Annotated in this window: 21 protein-coding genes and 1 riboswitch; of the genes, 10 read left to right on the top strand and 11 right to left on the bottom strand. The window is 70.7% G+C overall.

Going from position 1 to position 14,907, the window contains the following annotated elements; translation table 11 throughout:
- The first annotated feature begins 104 nt into the window (after positions 1-104).
- The gene (locus tag ACZ4E1_RS35530; RefSeq protein WP_467547334.1) at positions 105-629 is read left to right on the top strand and encodes a PadR family transcriptional regulator; all 525 of its coding nucleotides are present in this window, start codon (positions 105-107) and stop codon (positions 627-629) included.
- Between the two features lie 51 nt (positions 630-680).
- On the opposite strand, the gene ACZ4E1_RS35525 is transcribed toward ACZ4E1_RS35530, so the two are convergent.
- Together ACZ4E1_RS35525 and ACZ4E1_RS35520 are read right to left on the bottom strand one after the other, a co-directional pair.
- Positions 681-1,175, bottom strand: coding sequence for a nuclear transport factor 2 family protein (locus ACZ4E1_RS35525; protein ID WP_467547332.1), 495 nt, complete (start codon positions 1,173-1,175; stop codon positions 681-683).
- Entirely contained in the window at positions 1,172-1,819 is a 648-nt protein-coding gene (locus ACZ4E1_RS35520; RefSeq protein WP_467547330.1) for an HD domain-containing protein, read from the bottom strand. Before ACZ4E1_RS35520 ends, ACZ4E1_RS35525 begins: the two co-directional genes overlap by 4 nt.
- 143 nt (positions 1,820-1,962) lie before the next feature.
- On the opposite strand from ACZ4E1_RS35520, the gene ACZ4E1_RS35515 reads away from it, so the two are divergent.
- From ACZ4E1_RS35515 to ACZ4E1_RS35495, 5 genes are all read left to right on the top strand, one after another.
- Positions 1,963-3,006: a GlxA family transcriptional regulator gene (locus ACZ4E1_RS35515; RefSeq protein ID WP_467547328.1), complete on the top strand. Its 1,044-nt coding sequence runs from the start codon at positions 1,963-1,965 to the stop codon at positions 3,004-3,006.
- Positions 3,007-3,200: 194 nt separating this feature from the next.
- The gene (locus ACZ4E1_RS35510; protein ID WP_467547326.1) at positions 3,201-3,497 is read left to right on the top strand and encodes a dsRBD fold-containing protein; all 297 of its coding nucleotides are present in this window, start codon (positions 3,201-3,203) and stop codon (positions 3,495-3,497) included.
- A gap of 363 nt (positions 3,498-3,860) precedes the next feature.
- Complete coding sequence (locus tag ACZ4E1_RS35505) at positions 3,861-5,441, top strand: S8 family peptidase (RefSeq protein ID WP_467547324.1); 1,581 nt, start codon at positions 3,861-3,863, stop codon at positions 5,439-5,441.
- 116 nt (positions 5,442-5,557) lie between these two features.
- A riboswitch (cobalamin riboswitch) is annotated at positions 5,558-5,696 on the top strand.
- Between the two features lie 37 nt (positions 5,697-5,733).
- Positions 5,734-5,955 (top strand): CbtB domain-containing protein, encoded by a 222-nt coding sequence (locus ACZ4E1_RS35500; RefSeq protein WP_384625797.1) that lies wholly within the window; start codon positions 5,734-5,736, stop codon positions 5,953-5,955.
- 23 nt (positions 5,956-5,978) lie between these two features.
- Complete coding sequence (locus tag ACZ4E1_RS35495; RefSeq protein WP_467547322.1) at positions 5,979-6,728, top strand: CbtA family protein; 750 nt, start codon at positions 5,979-5,981, stop codon at positions 6,726-6,728.
- A gap of 5 nt (positions 6,729-6,733) precedes the next feature.
- Here the strand turns inward: ACZ4E1_RS35495 and ACZ4E1_RS35490 are convergent, their stop codons facing one another.
- Both ACZ4E1_RS35490 and ACZ4E1_RS35485 read right to left on the bottom strand, forming a co-directional pair.
- Complete coding sequence (locus ACZ4E1_RS35490) at positions 6,734-7,339, bottom strand: histidine phosphatase family protein (protein WP_467547320.1); 606 nt, start codon at positions 7,337-7,339, stop codon at positions 6,734-6,736.
- A gap of 73 nt (positions 7,340-7,412) precedes the next feature.
- Positions 7,413-7,832, bottom strand: a complete 420-nt coding sequence (locus ACZ4E1_RS35485) for an ArsI/CadI family heavy metal resistance metalloenzyme (protein WP_467547318.1) — start codon at positions 7,830-7,832, stop codon at positions 7,413-7,415.
- A gap of 81 nt (positions 7,833-7,913) precedes the next feature.
- On the opposite strand from ACZ4E1_RS35485, the gene ACZ4E1_RS35480 reads away from it, so the two are divergent.
- From ACZ4E1_RS35480 to ACZ4E1_RS35470, 3 genes are read left to right on the top strand one after another with little or no spacing between them, the layout of a single operon-like run.
- Entirely contained in the window at positions 7,914-8,291 is a 378-nt protein-coding gene (locus ACZ4E1_RS35480) for an ArsR/SmtB family transcription factor (RefSeq protein ID WP_467547316.1), read from the top strand.
- Complete coding sequence (locus tag ACZ4E1_RS35475; protein WP_467547314.1) at positions 8,288-9,076, top strand: aquaporin; 789 nt, start codon at positions 8,288-8,290, stop codon at positions 9,074-9,076. The genes ACZ4E1_RS35480 and ACZ4E1_RS35475 overlap by 4 nt, the downstream gene beginning before the upstream one ends.
- Entirely contained in the window at positions 9,073-9,510 is a 438-nt protein-coding gene (locus tag ACZ4E1_RS35470) for an arsenate reductase ArsC (RefSeq protein ID WP_467547312.1), read from the top strand. Before ACZ4E1_RS35475 ends, ACZ4E1_RS35470 begins: the two co-directional genes overlap by 4 nt.
- Positions 9,511-9,600: 90 nt before the next feature.
- Here ACZ4E1_RS35470 and ACZ4E1_RS35465 read toward each other — a convergent pair whose 3' ends face one another.
- Positions 9,601-10,062, bottom strand: coding sequence for a hemerythrin domain-containing protein (locus tag ACZ4E1_RS35465; RefSeq protein ID WP_467547310.1), 462 nt, complete (start codon positions 10,060-10,062; stop codon positions 9,601-9,603).
- Positions 10,052-10,831 (bottom strand): alpha/beta hydrolase, encoded by a 780-nt coding sequence (locus tag ACZ4E1_RS35460; RefSeq protein WP_467547308.1) that lies wholly within the window; start codon positions 10,829-10,831, stop codon positions 10,052-10,054. Before ACZ4E1_RS35460 ends, ACZ4E1_RS35465 begins: the two co-directional genes overlap by 11 nt.
- 203 nt (positions 10,832-11,034) lie before the next feature.
- Between ACZ4E1_RS35460 and ACZ4E1_RS35455 the strand changes: the two genes are divergently transcribed.
- Positions 11,035-11,424 (top strand): VOC family protein, encoded by a 390-nt coding sequence (locus tag ACZ4E1_RS35455; RefSeq protein ID WP_467547306.1) that lies wholly within the window; start codon positions 11,035-11,037, stop codon positions 11,422-11,424.
- Between the two features lie 27 nt (positions 11,425-11,451).
- Here the strand turns inward: ACZ4E1_RS35455 and ACZ4E1_RS35450 are convergent, their stop codons facing one another.
- The 5 genes from ACZ4E1_RS35450 to ACZ4E1_RS35430 form a co-directional block, all read right to left on the bottom strand.
- Positions 11,452-12,084: a DUF2461 family protein gene (locus tag ACZ4E1_RS35450; RefSeq protein WP_467547305.1), complete on the bottom strand. Its 633-nt coding sequence runs from the start codon at positions 12,082-12,084 to the stop codon at positions 11,452-11,454.
- A gap of 126 nt (positions 12,085-12,210) precedes the next feature.
- On the bottom strand, positions 12,211-12,429 hold the full coding sequence (locus tag ACZ4E1_RS35445) for a replication initiation protein, RepL2 (protein WP_467547303.1): 219 nt from the start codon (positions 12,427-12,429) through the stop codon (positions 12,211-12,213).
- A gap of 20 nt (positions 12,430-12,449) precedes the next feature.
- The gene (locus ACZ4E1_RS35440) at positions 12,450-13,673 is read right to left on the bottom strand and encodes an RNA-guided endonuclease InsQ/TnpB family protein (protein ID WP_467547372.1); all 1,224 of its coding nucleotides are present in this window, start codon (positions 13,671-13,673) and stop codon (positions 12,450-12,452) included.
- Between the two features lie 211 nt (positions 13,674-13,884).
- A complete protein-coding gene (locus ACZ4E1_RS35435; protein ID WP_467547301.1) occupies positions 13,885-14,208 on the bottom strand; it encodes a DMT family transporter in 324 nt (107 codons plus the stop codon).
- Positions 14,205-14,873: an FMN-dependent NADH-azoreductase gene (locus ACZ4E1_RS35430; RefSeq protein WP_467547299.1), complete on the bottom strand. Its 669-nt coding sequence runs from the start codon at positions 14,871-14,873 to the stop codon at positions 14,205-14,207. The genes ACZ4E1_RS35435 and ACZ4E1_RS35430 overlap by 4 nt, the downstream gene beginning before the upstream one ends.
- Positions 14,874-14,907 lie beyond the last annotated feature (34 nt).

Genomic DNA, 14,907 nt, shown 5'->3' with positions numbered 1-14,907 from the left:
CCCCCTCTTTTCGCTGTACCCCGAATCGAGGCATAGCTAAAAGAGGTAGCATGCTCGCACGGAACGGGCAAGGGTCGGCTACGAGCGGGAAGGGGTTCGGCCGCGTGCTGGAGCTGTCGATTCTGGGTTTCCTCTACGAGGAGCCCCTGCACGGATACGAACTGAAGGCCCGCATCCAGGGCCTCAGCGGGCACATTCGCCCGGTCAGTGACGGCGCGCTCTACCCGGCCATCACCCGGCTGGTGAAGGCCGGGCTCGTCGAGCAGCGCACCGAGCCCGGAAGCGGTGCGGCGCCCCGGCGGATCCTCTCCCTCACCGAGGCGGGCCGCGCCGAACTCCAGGCCCGGCTCCGCCACCCCAAGGACGTCGAAATCACCGACGGGCAGCGCTTCTTCACGCTGCTCTCGTTCCTGCGCCACCTCCCCGATCGGGCGGAACAGGCCGCGGTCCTGCGCCGCCGGCAGGACTTCCTCGACACTCCGGCGAGCTTCTTCTACCGCGACGGCAAGCCGGTACGGGCCGAGGAGACGCCCGATCTGTTCCGTCAGGGCATGTTGCGCATCGCCCGCGCCACGGGCACCGAGGAGAAGGCATGGCTGGCCGAGGCGATCGCGGTCCTCGAAGGCTGAGACCGGCCGGTCCGGGGAGCGGAGCCGAAGCAGGTCGGTTCAGCGGTTCCCTCAGGCCAGGGAAAGCGCGGCTCCGTGCTCCTGGGGCGGGCGGGGACCATGGATCCTGCGCTCGTGGGCCCGGATCGGCACGTCGTTGATGCTTGCCTCGCGCCGGCGCATCAGGCCGTGGGCGTCGAACTCCCACAGCTCATTGCCGTAGGAGCGCCAGTGGCCGCCGGCCGCGTCCCGCCACTCGTACTGGAAGCGCACCGCGATGCGGTCGTCGCCGAAGGCCCACAGTTCCTTGCGCAGGGCGTAGTCGAGTTCCCGTTCCCACTTCGCGGTGAGAAAGGCGCGGATCTCGTCCCGGCCGGTCAGGAAGGTGTCGCGGTTGCGCCATACGGAGTCCGGTGTGTAGGCGAGCGCGACGCGGTCGGGGTCGCGCGTGTTCCACGCGTCCTCGGCCGCCTGCACCTTGGCCACGGCGTCCGCCGCGCTGAACGGCGGTACGGGAGGGCGGATCGGGGTGGTCGGCCGGTTCGGGGTGTCAGGGGAAGAGCTCACTGCGACCACCCCGAGTTCTCGATGACGGTCACGAAGTCGGTGCGTACGAATCCCGGCGAGAAGCGGGCGAGGACGTCGGCCTTGACGTTGCCGAACGCGGTGGCGGGCCGGTGCGCGATGCCCTCGGTGAACGCCTCCAGGATCCGGCGCTTGAAGTCCGGGCGCGGATGCGCGGCCACGACCGCGTCGCGCTGCTCCTGCGTGGTCTCGTCGAACCCGAGCCCCAGGACGTCGACTTCGACGCCCGCGGTGACCAGGGCCACCTCGGGCTCCATGTGGTACGGGATCTCCGGCGTCGTGTGCAGGGCGATCGCGGTCCATGCCGTGCGGGCGCGCTCGGGGGGCAGTCCGTGACGCGTCAGGAAGTCGCGGGCCGCGTCGGCTCCGTCGATCTCGAAGCGCTGTTCCGAGGTCGCGTACTTCTGGGTCAGCCCGAGATCGTGGAACAGCGCGGCCACGTAGAGGAGTTCCGGGTCGAAGTCCAGACCGCGCCGACGGCCGCGCAGGGCGCCGAAAAGGTAGACGCGGCGCGAATGGTCGTAGAGCAGCGCGCCCGCGGTGTCGCGGACCAGTTCCGTCGCCTCCCGGGCGAGCGCGCTGTCGGGGATCTCGATGTCGGCGATGCGTGTGCGTGGTGTGGTCACGGTCGGCTCCTGGTCGGTTGCTGGCCCGTTGCTGGACTGCTGTTGCGATGCCTTCAGGCTGCCGTCCGCGCGCGGGCCCGCACCATGTCCTTGTGGACGTGAACCCCACAGATATGGCCATGGCGTGGCGCTAGCCTGGGGAGATGAGCACTCGAGAGCGCCCCGTGCGTCGTCCTCTCCGTCGCCCTCTCCGCCGCCTCGTCTGTGTCCTCGCGTACGACGGTGTGCGGCTGCTCGACGTGACGGCTCCGCTGGAGGTGTTCAGCACGGCGGCCGACCTGGGGGCCCGCTACGAGGTGGTGCTGCTGTCCCCGCACGGCGGCCCCGTCACCACCTCGGCCGGGACCCGGCTGCTCACGGAGCCGGTCGACGGGCTCACGGGGCGGGTCCACACGTCGATCGTGCCCGGCTCCCCCGCTCTCCCCCGGCAGGTGCCGGACGGACTGATCGACGCGGTCCGCGCGCTCCACTCCGCGTCCTGGCGCACCGCGTCCGTGTGCACGGGTGCCTTCGCGCTCGCCGAGGCGGGACTGCTGCGCGACCGGCGCGCCACCACGCACTGGCGGCACACGGCGACGCTGGCACAGCGCCACCCCGGCGTCGAGGTCGACGCCGACGCCATCTTCGTGCGGGACGGGCGGATCTTCACCTCGGCGGGCGTGAGCGCGGGTCTCGACCTGGCCCTGGCTCTCGTCGAGGCCGACGAAGGGCCTGATCTGGCCCGCGAGGTGGCCCGCGACCTGGTTGTCTTCCTCCAGCGTCCGGGCGGGCAGTCCCAGTTCTCCGTGGCGACGCGCACCCCCGCGTCACGTCACGACGGCCTCACCGCGCTCCTCAGGTCGATCGACGCCGACCCCGCGGCCGACCACTCGCTGCCGGAACTCGCCCGCCGGGCGGGCCTCAGCAGCCGCCATCTCACCCGGCTCTTCCACGACGAGATCGGTGACACTCCGGGCGGCTACGTCGAGTCGGTCCGCCTGGAAGCCGCGCGGGCCCTGCTCGACGCGGGCGAGACGGTGACCGCGACAGCCCGCCTCAGCGGCCTGGGCAGCGACGAGACGCTGCGCCGGGTGTTCCTGCGCCATCTGGGAGTGACACCCTCGGCGTACCGCGCGCGGTTCCGTACGACAGGGCGCGGCGGGGCCGAGGGCGGTCGGGGCCGGCGCTCGGGGGATGCGGTCGACTGACGGGCTCCGTGGATGCGGAGAGAGGGGCCGGTGTTCGGTGGTGCGAGACAATGGAAGCAAGGCCCGACTGGTGCCATCCGGTCGCCGGCGCCCTGGTCAGGGAGGCAGCCATGGCTGAGACCCCGACCGGCGGCGAGGCCGCGCGCGAGGGCGCCGCATCCGCCGGCTGAGCCCGAGATCTCTGGAGGGACGCCATGTCGCACACCGCCCAATGGACCGCCCGCCTGCATCTGTCGGAGGAGGATCGCCGGACCGAGGTGCGGGTCGATCTCGACACCGGTTCGGCGCATCTCACGGGGAGCGGCACCGCCCGGTGCAACCCCATCGACACCGACGTCGCCGAGATCGGTGACGAACTGGCCGCCGCCCGCGCGCTGGAGCAGTTGGCCGCGCGGCTGAAGCGCAGCGCGTACCGCGACATGGAGGCGGCGGGGAATGTCCGTAAGTCGCGTGTCGCCCAGCTGGGATGGCCGGAGATGACCCGGTCCTAGCCGTGACCGAACCCCCGGGTCCACGGGCCCGGGGGTTTCCGTGCGCTTCCGCTCGACCTCTTGAATCTGCCCCCCAACTCCACTTGTCCGCAGGCAAGTTGAAGGGCCTGCGGAGAACCCCGCACCCGAAGGGACGCTGCCCGCCGCGACGGCAGGCGCTCTTGCGGGATTCCTATGGATCAGTCAATCTTTCGCCTGGCAGCCCGGGATGGCGAAGGGCGCGGCACTCTCAGCATTTATTTGTCATGCCTCTGTCATGTCGTCTGCCGTATCGATCGGTGTACGCCGGCCACCGGCCCCGCCAGAGGCCCGGCTCGGCACACCCCCCACAGCAACGCACCACCGATGAGGAGGACCCCTCACATGTTCGTGATGCGTGATCGGCGGCGCAGACGTGCCGCAGCCGGTGCCATAGCCGTAGCGGCCCTCGCGTTCGGCTCCCTCTCCGCCCTCCCGGCCCAGGCCGCCGGAACGTCCGCCGAAGGCGTCGTCCTGAACGCCGGCGCGAAGGGCACCGTGGCCAACAGCTACATCGTCACCCTGCGCGAGTCCGCCGCCCAGGCGGAGACCGCGAAGGGCCGGGCGGTGGCGACGAAGTTCGGCGCCAAGATCAAGCGGACCTACACGGCCGCGCTCAACGGCTACTCGGTCGAGCTCTCCCCCGCCCAGGCCAAGAAGCTGGCCGCCGACCCGGCCGTCGAGACCGTCAGCCAGAACCGGGTCTTCCACGTCGACGGCACGCAGCCCTCCCCGCCGTCCTGGGGCCTGGACCGGCTGGACCAGAAGGCCCTGCCGCTCAACCAGAGCTACACCTACCCGGACAGCGCGGGCCAGGGCGTCACGGCGTACATCATCGACACCGGCGTCCGCATCACCCACAGCGACTTCGGCGGCCGGGCCTCCTACGGCTACGACGCGATCGACAACGACAACACCGCGCAGGACGGGCACGGCCACGGCACCCACGTCGCCGGCACGGTCGCGGGCAACTCGTACGGCGTCGCCAAAAAGGCGAAGATCGTCGGCGTCCGCGTCCTCGACAACTCCGGCTCCGGGACCACCGACCAGGTCGTCGCCGGCATCGACTGGGTGACCCAGAACGCCGTCAAGCCCGCCGTCGCCAACATGAGCCTCGGCGGCGGCGTCGACACCGTCCTCGACGACGCCGTGCGCCGCTCGATCGCCTCCGGCGTCACCTACGCCGTCGCGGCCGGCAACGACGGCGCCGACGCGTCCAACTACTCGCCGGCCCGCGTCGCCGAAGCCATCACCGTCGGCGCCACCACGTCCTCCGACGCCCGCGCGAGCTACTCGAACTACGGCAGCATCCTGGACATCTTCGCCCCGGGCTCCTCCATCACGTCGTCCTGGAACACCAGCGACACGGCCACCAACACCATCTCCGGTACGTCGATGGCCACCCCTCACGTCGTCGGCGCCGCCGCCCTCTACCTGGGCGCCAACCCGACGGCCACCCCGTCGCAGGTCTCCTCGGCGCTCACCACGGCCGCCACCCCGAACGTGGTGACCAGCCCCGGCACCGGCTCGCCGAACAAGCTCCTGAACGTCGGCGACGGCGGCACCACACCGCCGCCCACCGGCGACCGCTTCGAGAACACCACGAGCTACGCGATCAACGACAACGCGACCGTGGAGTCCCCGATCACCGTCACCGGAGTCAGCGGCAACGCCCCCTCCACCCTCCAGGTGCCGGTCAACATCGTCCACACCTACATCGGTGACCTCCAGGTCCAGCTGATCGCTCCCGACGGGACGGCGTACACGCTGAAGGCCTTCGGCACCGGTGGCAGCGCGGACAACATCAACACCACGTACACCGTCAATGCCTCCTCCGAGGTCGCCAACGGCACGTGGAAGCTCCGGGTCACGGACAACGCGACCTACGACACCGGCCGGATCAGCTCCTGGGCACTGCAGTTCTGACGCCGAGGTTCTGACGCCAACGGATCGAGAGGGGCGGCCGTCTGCACGGCCGTCCCTCTTCTGTCTTCTGTCTTCTGTCGAGGCCGCGGAGGCCCCGGCCGCTATTGGCCATGCACCCGTCAGGCGGTACGGTCGGTTCGATATCGACGACGGTCGACGGAAGCCGGTGAGAGTCCGGCACGGTCGCGCCACTGTGTGCGGGAAGGTCCTCGGGCCTCTCGTGAGTCAGACCCGTGACGGTCGTCCAGTGCACCACCGAGACGGGACGCGAACTCCCGAAGGAGGCCCTGCCATGGCGCAGCACGTCGCCCAGCCGACCGCCGACACGCCTGCTCTTCCGGCCACACTGCCGCTGAGGACGATCGCCCCCTGGGCGGCGTTCTTCGGCATCCTGATGCTCGTCCTGCTGTATTTCGTCGGCGCCGAACAGGGCGCCACCTCCGTGTTCAGCGGCGCGGGGGTTCATGAGTGGGTGCACGACGCCCGCCATCTGCTCGGCTTCCCCTGCCACTGAACCCGTAGGGAAGCCGCGCGCTCATGAACTCGACCACCGTACGCAATCTGCTCGTTCGGGGCATGCTCGCCGGCCTGGCCGCCGGCGTGCTCGCCCTGGTCGTCGCCTACTGGCTCGGTGAGCCGAACGTCGACGGAGCCATCGCCTTCGAGGAGGCCCACACCGCACACGCACACGGCGGCGAGGAGGCCGAACTCGTCTCGCGGAGCCTGCAGTCGACCGCCGGTCTCGCCACCGGCATGCTCGTCTACGGCGTCGCCTTCGGCGGGATCGCCGCCCTGGCCTACTGTTTCGCGCTCGGTCGCGTGGGCCGTTTCGGCCCGCGTGCCACCGCGCTGCTGCTGTCCGGCAGCGCGCTCCTGGCCGTGTACGTCGTGCCGTACCTGAAGTACCCGGCCACCCCGCCCGCCGTCGGCAACCCCGACACCATCGGTCAGCGCACCACGCTGTTCTTCCTGATGATCGTGCTGAGTGTGCTTCTCGCGATCGGAGCGACGATTCTCGGGAAGCGGCTGGCGCCTCGCATCGGCGCCTACTACGCCACCGTCGCCGCGCTGCTGGGCTTCGCCGTCGTGGTCGGGATCGCCTACGCCGTGCTGCCCGCGGCCGACGGCGTGCCCGCGCACTTCCCGGCCACGCTGCTGTGGCGGTTCCGGCTCTCCGCGCTGGCCGTCCAGGTCACCTTGTGGAGCGGGTTCGGTCTCGTCTTCGGGGAGTTGGCCCAGCGGCTGCTCCGGCCGAAGGCCGCCGGGGCGGTTCCGGCCGGGAACTGACCGGCTCAGTCCGTACGTGGGGCCCGGCCGGTCGATCCGGTCGGGCCCAGCGGCTTTCCCATCTGTACGTTCCAGCGTCCGCCGCGCCCGCTGAGCTCGGTGACGGTCAACGGCGCCACGTCGCAGCGCCAGAACGCCGACGCGGGCGCGCCCAGGGCGTGTACGACGGCGGCTCGCACCACGTCCGGTTCGGCTACGGCCACCACGGGGCCGTCACCGGGTGCGGCTGTGTCGAACCATCGGGCCACGCGGGCGCACACGTCGGTCACCGACTCGCCGCCGCCGGGGGCGAACTCCGGGTCGCCGAGCCACCGGGCGACCGCCTCGGGCTCCGCCTCGGACACCTCGGCGAGCGTTCGGCCGCGCCAGGTTCCCCGGGCCGGTGGGGCCAGTTCGGCGGGTGCCGTGACGGAGCCGAGCCCCAGCGCCTCGGCGGTCTCGCGGCATCGCCGGCTGTCGGAGACGACCGCGCGGACGGGCGCGGGCAGCGCACCGGCCGCCGTCTCGGCAGCGGCCCGCCCGGCGGCGTCGAGGGGAGCGCCGTCGTCGAACCGGGCCTGCCGCAGCGCAGCGTTCATGCCGGGGGCGACGAACAGGACACGTCGGTTCATCGGGGGCTCCTGGCCGTACGAGGTGGAGGGGGCACGAAGGTACCTCTCGGGCCGGGCGAGGTCCTCTGCCCGGTCAGGTCGCGCAGCACGCTTCCGGGGCGCTGTCGGCGCTCTTGCCGAGGGTGTCGGCGTCGGCCTTGACGACGTAGACCTCCCACGGCTCCTTGCCCGGGCCGGTGACCCACACCTTGTCCTGGACGGCGTAGCAGCAGGAGGTGTCGTTCTCCTCGCGCGTCGCCAGGCCCGCGTCCGCGAGGCGTGTGGCGGCCGCGCCGACCTGCTCGGTGGTGGCGACTTCGACGCCGAGGTGGTCCAGGCGGGTGTCCTCGCCGCTCTCGCCCTCGATGAGGACGAGCTTGAGCGGGGGCTCGGCGAGGGCGAAGTTGGCGTAGCCCTCGCGTCGCTTGGCGGGCTCGGTGCCGAAGAGCGTGGAGTAGAAGGTGATCGAGGCTTCGAGATCGGCGACGCGCAGGGCGAGCTGGACACGGGACATGGCGGCCTCCCAAGGCTTGTTTCGACATCTGTCGATACAGTCGACCTTGGCATTGGATTGGATGACTGTCAACATAGAGGGATGTCGAAACAACCTGGTCTGCCGGTGCTCGGGCAGGACGACGCGGCGTGCTGTGCGCCGATGGTCCGTGAGCCGCTCGGCGAGGAGGCCGCGGCCGAGCTGTCGCGGATGTTCAAGGCGCTGTCGGACCCGATCCGGCTGCGCCTGCTGTCGTTGATCGCCTCCCACGAGGGTGGCGAGGCGTGCGTGTGCGACCTCATCGGTCCGTTCGACGTGTCGCAGCCGACGATCTCCCACCATCTGAAGGTGCTGCGGGAGGCCGGGCTGGTCGGCTCCGAGCGACGCGGGACCTGGGTGTACTACTGGGTCCTCCCCGAGGCCCTGACGAAGCTGTCCGGACTCCTCCAGATCCCCGCCGCTGCCGAGGCCTCGGCGTGAGCGTCCCGGCTCCGCTCCTGCGGCGGGCGACGGTCGAGGGGCTCGGTACGGCCGCGCTGGTCGCGGTGGTGGTCGGCTCCGGCATCCAGGCCACCGAGCTCACCCGCGACGTGGGCACGCAACTGCTGGCCAACTCCCTGGCCACCGTCTTCGGCCTCGGGGTGCTGATCGCTCTCCTCGGTCCGGTGTCCGGAGCGCACTTCAATCCGGCGGTCACGCTCGCCGCCTGGTGCACCGGCCGCCGCGGGGGCGGGGCGCTCACGCTGCGGGAGGTCGGCGCGTACATCCCGGCCCAGGTCGCGGGGGCGATCTCGGGCGCGGTGCTCGCCGACGCCATGTTCGGCAGGCCGCTGGTGCGGTTCTCCACCCACGACCGGTGGGCCGGGCATCTGTGGCTGGGCGAGGTCGTGGCCACCGCCGGGCTGGTCTGGCTCGTCCTCGGCCTGACCCGCACCGGCCGCGCGCACCTGGCGCCGCCGCTGGTCGCCTCGTACATCGGCGCGGCCTACTGGTTCACCTCCTCCACCAGCTTCGCCAACCCCGCCGTCACGGTCGGCCGGGCGTTCACCGACACCTTCGCCGGTATCGCCCCCGCCTCCGTGCTGCCGTTCCTGGCCGCGCAGTTGCTCGGTGCGGCCGCCGGTCTCGGCCTGGCCGCTCTCTGCTTCGGCCGTCCGGCCGCCGAGCACCAGGAGGAGGTCCCGGAAAAGGGTCCCCTCCCCCGCGGCGGACAGCGCGCCGCCGCTCCTGCCCGCTCCACCGAAGAAGGCGCCCTGACCCGATGACCACCCCCGTCGTACCCTCCGCCGTCCCCTCCGTGCTGTTCGTCTGCGTGCACAACGCCGGCCGCTCGCAGATGGCCGCCGCCTTCCTCACGCATCTCGGCGCCGGCCGGGTCCAGGTCCGCTCGGCCGGGTCCGCCCCCGCCGACTCGGTGAACCCGGCCGTGGTGGAGGCCATGCGGGAGGCCGGCATCGACCTCTCCGCCGAAGTCCCGAAGATCCTCACCACGGAGGCGGTGCAGGCCTCGGACGTGGTGATCACCATGGGGTGCGGCGACGCCTGCCCCTACTTCCCCGGCAAGCGATACCTGGACTGGCAGTTGGACGACCCCGCCGGGCAGGGGGTAGCGGCCGTCCGCCCGATCCGCGACGAGATCCGGCGGCGCGTCCGCGGCCTGCTCACGGAGCTCGGGATCGACGTCGAGCCCGTGGAGTGAAGGCGGTTCGCCGGCAAGCTGAACCGGCGGAAGCCGAGGTGAGGTTCCCGGTCGCGCCGCCGGCGGGCGGCGCGACCGGGGCGGCGCGGGTCAGCTGATCGGGCCGAAGATCTCGGTGCGGTCGAAGTCGGCGTCCATGCCGTCGAGCACCGCCCCGAGTTGCTTCTCCTCGTACTTGAAGTGCGTCTCCATGACCGCCTCGATCCCGTCCAGGTGGCGGTGCGCCACCTCCGGGTCGGTCGAGTCGGCCAACGCCTTCTGCAAGCCGCCGATGAGGTGCTCGATCATGTTGTGGTCCTGAGTCAGCTTCGCGACCACCGGCGCCAGGTCGGGTCGCGCCCGTACCAGTTCCGGGAAGAGCGAGCCGTCCTCGGCGCGGTGGTGGCCGGACAGGGCAGCGCAGAAGCCGTGGCAGAAGAGCAGCAGGTCGGTGGTGGCGTCGGCGGGGTCGCCGCCGTCCAGTCCCGCCCGCGCCAGCGCCAGCGCGGTGCGCAGCTTGCCGTGCACCCGCTGCAGTTCCGCGCCCCAGGCGGTGACACGGTCAGTCGGCAAGGACGCCCTCCTGCCGCAGCCAGGCCGCGCACGCGGTCGTCCAGGACGCGGTGTGCGGTTCGTGCGCGATGAACTGGTGGGGTGCGCCGCCGTACTCCACGCCGTCGGCGAGGCCGATGCCGTGGGTGCCGGCCGGGTAGACGTGCAGTTCCACCGGTACCGCGGCAGCCGCCAGCGCCCGGGTCCACTCCAGGGCGTTGGGCAGGCCCGGCGGGTCCTGAGCGGTGGCCCACACGAAGGTCGGGCACACCGACGCGTCCACGTGCTTGGCCGGGGACAGCTCGTCCTTGAGGGGGAGCAGGTCGCCGAGCAGGTTCGCGACCACGGGCGGCGGCAGCAGGTCGAGGTCGGCCAGCGCGTAGGCGAGGATCGCGAAGTCCGGTCGGGGCGGGTCGGTGACGCCTTCCTCGACGGACAGGACCTGGCCGGTCATGAGGAGGCCGGCGAGTTGGCCGCCCGCGCTCGATCCGATGACGCCGACGGGGCCGATGTCGAGGCCGTGGTCGCCCTTGCGGATGTGGTCCAAAGCGGCCCGGGCGTCTTCGAGCGGGGCCGGGAACCGGTCCGGCAGCAGCCGGTAGGAAAGGACGAAGGCGTGGATGCCGAGGCCGGACAGCCAGCGCGCATAACCTTCGCCTTCGTGGGGTGGCAGTTCGCGGAAGCCGCCGCCGGGAAGGACGAGGACCGCCGGCCGGGGGCCGGTGAATCGATCCTGCGCGGGGTAGAGCGTGATCTTCTGTGAAATCGGGGTGGGAATGGCCGGAGCCACCTTTCGATACGACGCCTCCATGCCTGACGATCTTCCGCCACCGGCACGCGACGCTGCCTGAGACTATAACCACCAAGTCCGGAGCGGCAGTTGCATCCGTTGACCTAGGTCATGGACATGAATATGATCTCCGGCGACATCGCGTGTCGGTCACCGGCTGGGTGAGGCATGGAGGTGTCGGGACATGCCTTCGGAGGCATTCCTTGTCAGTCGAGTTGAACCACACGATCGTCCACGCCCGGGACAACCGGGAATCCGCGGAATTCTTCGCGAAGCTGCTCCAGCTCGAGATCACCGCCGAGTGGGGCCCGTTCATCGCGGTCGGTCTGGGCAACGGCGTCACACTGGACTTCGCCACGATCCCCGCGGACAGCATCACACCCCAGCACTACGCCTTCTTGGTCTCCGAGGAGGAGTTCGACGCGGCGTACGCGCAGATCAGGCAGCGCGACATCGAGCATTACGCCGATCCTCACCGGAAGCGGCCCGGCGCGATCAACCACAACGACGGTGGCCGCGGCGTGTACTTCATGGACCCGTCCGGCCACGCCATGGAACTCATCACCGTGCCGTACGGCGGCTGGCCCTCGTAACCCATGCGCCCGCCGAGTCGGTGGGTGTCAGGCGGCACTCTTCACGTGGCGGACCAGCCACGTCAGCAGGGGGTCCAGGTCGGCCGTGACCGAGAGGACGCGGTCGGCCGCCTCGGGGGTGTGCAGCCATTCCTCGGCGCCGAGGGGGCGGGCCGCCGTCAGTGAGCGGTGCCGCAGGAGGTCCGTACGGGGATGGTCCGTCGGGTAGCCGCGCGGGGGGCGTTTCATCACGTCCCCGGAGATGTCGTAGCCCTTCTGGCGCAGGTCCTCGACGAGGGCGGACAGTTCCCGGCCGCTTCCCTCGGCGGCCACGGCCTTGCGGAACATGTCCACCTGGCCGGGGTCGGGGTACCACCAGGCGCCCTGGATCCACAGGCCGTCCAGGGAGAACCGGAGATTGATCTCGATCTTGCGGCCGAGCCGGATCACCGCGCTCTGGTTCTGCCACCACCAGGCGCCGGTCCGGTAGTGCCAGACGGAGAAGTCCTCGTACCGGGCGTCGGTGTCCGCGACCGCGTTGAGCAGGGCGATCATCGGCTGCCGCACCAGCCGCTCGCGGTCCGCGCGCCAGCGCTCGCGGGTCGCGTGGGTCGGCTCGCCCTGGAGCTGCCACAACACGTCCATGGCCTGCTCCGGCCAGCCGGTGAACTGTGTGCGCATGGGCGGAGGATAGCCCGGGAGGCGGTCGAACCGCCTGCGGGCTCATGTACGTGAGGTCAATGAGTACCGGTCGCGAGTCCTGTGCTCATTGACCTCACGTACATGAGCCCAGCTCGCCCGAGCCGGTCAGGTCGCCCGGCGCATCGGAACGACGGTGTGCTCGCCGGTGCACTTCTGGCTGAGGCGGTAGTACCTGATGTGCGCGAGGCGTTCGGACTCCTCGAGCCAGCCGGCTTCGACGACCTGACGCCGGGTGCGCGAGAACACGGTGGGCGACATGCCGACGAGCTTGGCCAGGTTGGCACCGGTCTCGATGACCGCGCCGGCGCGGTCGGTGGGGTGCATGGCTTGACATCCTCTCCGTCCTAAAGGACGGAGGTTCCCGTCTGGCTGCCGGATGCCCGGATCGCCTTCGGGTGGGTTCCTGATTCTTCGCGCTGTGCCGGGACGAGTCCCGGACTTACCCGCGCTCCGCAGGCTGATACCGCCAGTCCGGCGGCCTTGGCGACGTTGACCGCCGCGTTGATGTCCCGGTCAACGTCGGCCCCGCACGCGCCGCATGTCCATGTACGGATATGCAGAGGCTTGGGGCCGTCCTTGACGCCGCACTGCGAGCACACCTGCGAGGTGGGCTCGAAGCGGCCTATGCGGATGAAGGTGCGCCCGTACAGGGCGGCCTTGTACTCCAGCATCGCGGTGAACGCCGACCATCCGGCGTCGTGCACGGACTTCGCGAGGCGGGTGCGGGCGAGTCCCCTGACCGACAGGTCTTCCACTGCGATCGCTTGGTTCTCGCGAATCAGCTGGGTGGAGAGCTGGTGGTGGAACTCGCGCCGCACATCGGCGGTCCGTGCGTGGGCACGTGCAACCTTGATCCGGGCCTTCGCCCGGTTCTTCGACCCCTTCACCTTCCGGCTGAGATCTCGCTGTGCCTTCTTGAGCTTCTTCTCCGCCCGGCGCAGGAAACGCGGGCTGTCGATCTTGGTACCGTCCGAGAGGACCGCGAAGTGGGTCAGGCCGAGGTCGATGCCGACCACATGGTCCGTGGCAGGCAGCGCCTCAGGGTCGGTCTCGACCACGAAGCTCGCGAAGTACCGGCCCGCACTGTCCTTGACCACGGTCACCGTGGACGGCACCGACGGCAGGGATCGCGACCACTTCACGGCCAGGTCGCCGACCTTGGGCAGCCGCAGCTTTCCGCCGGCCGTGATCTTCCATCCGGCGTTCGCGGTGAAACGGACCGACTGCCGGGTGTCCTTGCGGGACTTGAACCGGGGCGGTCCCATCTTCGGGCGCTTGCCCTTCAGACCGTCGAAGTAGTTCTTGTAGGCCGTGTCCAGGTCCCGGAGGGTCTGCTGCAACACGACCGAAGACACCTCGGCGAGCCATCCCCGCTCGGGGGTCTTCTTCGACGCGGTGAGCCGCTTGGACAGCTCGCCCGACGGAATGAACGGCAACCCGGCGGCGCGGGCGGTCTCACGGGCGCGCAGCGCGTCGTTATAGACCACCCGAGCACACCCGAACGCCCTTGCCAGCGCCGAGCGCTGAGGACCGTTCGGATACAGACGGAACCCGTACCTGAGCTGCACGACCAGCACACTATCGGCCGCCGCTGACAACACCCGACTCCAGAAAGAACATATGCGGACTCCGGACAGGAGGTGGCCCCGCACGCGCGCGCGGTGCGGGGCCGGGCGCCTCTTCCCTGTCGTCGCCCTGGTGTCGACCGTAGGTGGCGGTCCGTCAGGGCGCATGTGCAGTGCCGCTGTTCGTGTGCCTCGGCGACACAGACGGGGGCGGTCAGCTTTCGGGGCTGGCTATGCGGGCCAGGATGATGCCGCCGACGATGAGGGTCAGGGCCGCTGTGCGGGCGAGGGTGACCGGGTCCCGGTTGATGACGATGCCCAGGGCGATGGCGCCGACGGCTCCGATGCCGGTGAAGACGGCGTACGCGGTGCCTACGGGGATGGTGCGCATCGCGAGGGTGAGGAGGTAGACCGCGCCGGCCGCGAGGGCGAAGCAGATCAGGGTGGGGACGGGGCGGGTGAAGTTCTGGGTCGGTTTGATGCTCTGGGACCAGCCGATCTCGACCGCTCCGGCCAGGGCCAGGAAGATCCAGTTCATGTCGTCGTCCTGGTGGCGAGTTCGCGGCCGAGGTCGCGGGCCGTCTTGAGGGCTTCGGCGAGGGAGGCCTCGTGGCGGTCGCGCAGGTCGGCCAGGTGGGGGTCGATGACGGCGTTCGCCAGTTCGGCGTGCAGGAACGTGACGTCGTCGATGGCGAAGTGGCCGGCGGCGAAGTCCTTCAGGTAGCGGGCCTGGTGGTCGAAGGCGGCCTTCGGGGCGCCGGGGAGGTAGGAGCCGCCGCGGGCGCTGGCCACGACGATCCTGCGTCCGGTGAGGGACATCCGGGGGAAGGTCACCTGGTCGATCCAGGCCTTCAGGGACGCGGGGACGCCGTAGTTGTACATCGGGGTGCCGATGAGGATGACGTCCGCCGCGACCAGCTCGTTCAGGAGGGGCTCGATCGTCCGCCAGGCGGTGGTCTGCTCCGGGGTGCGCGCCCCTTCGTGGAGGCGGTCGAGGGCGGTGATGCCGTCGGCGAGCAGGTTGTCGCAGATCTCGGTCCAGGCCTCGGTGAGGTGCGGGACCGGGTCGGCGGCGAGGTCGCGGTAGGTGACCGTGCCGTCGGCCTCGCGCCAGGCGTCGGCGAACGCGCCGCTGACCTCGCGGGAGAAGGAGCGGCGGCGGGCGCTGGCGTCGAGGTGCAGCAGGTGCGGCTGGCGTGTCATGGCGGGTCCTCCGGGCGACAGACTTCAACTTTAA

Source organism: Streptomyces sp. NPDC025806, assembly GCF_055558275.1.
Note: the sequence above shows the minus strand (reverse complement) of the source record. Positions and strands in the feature narration are given on the sequence as shown.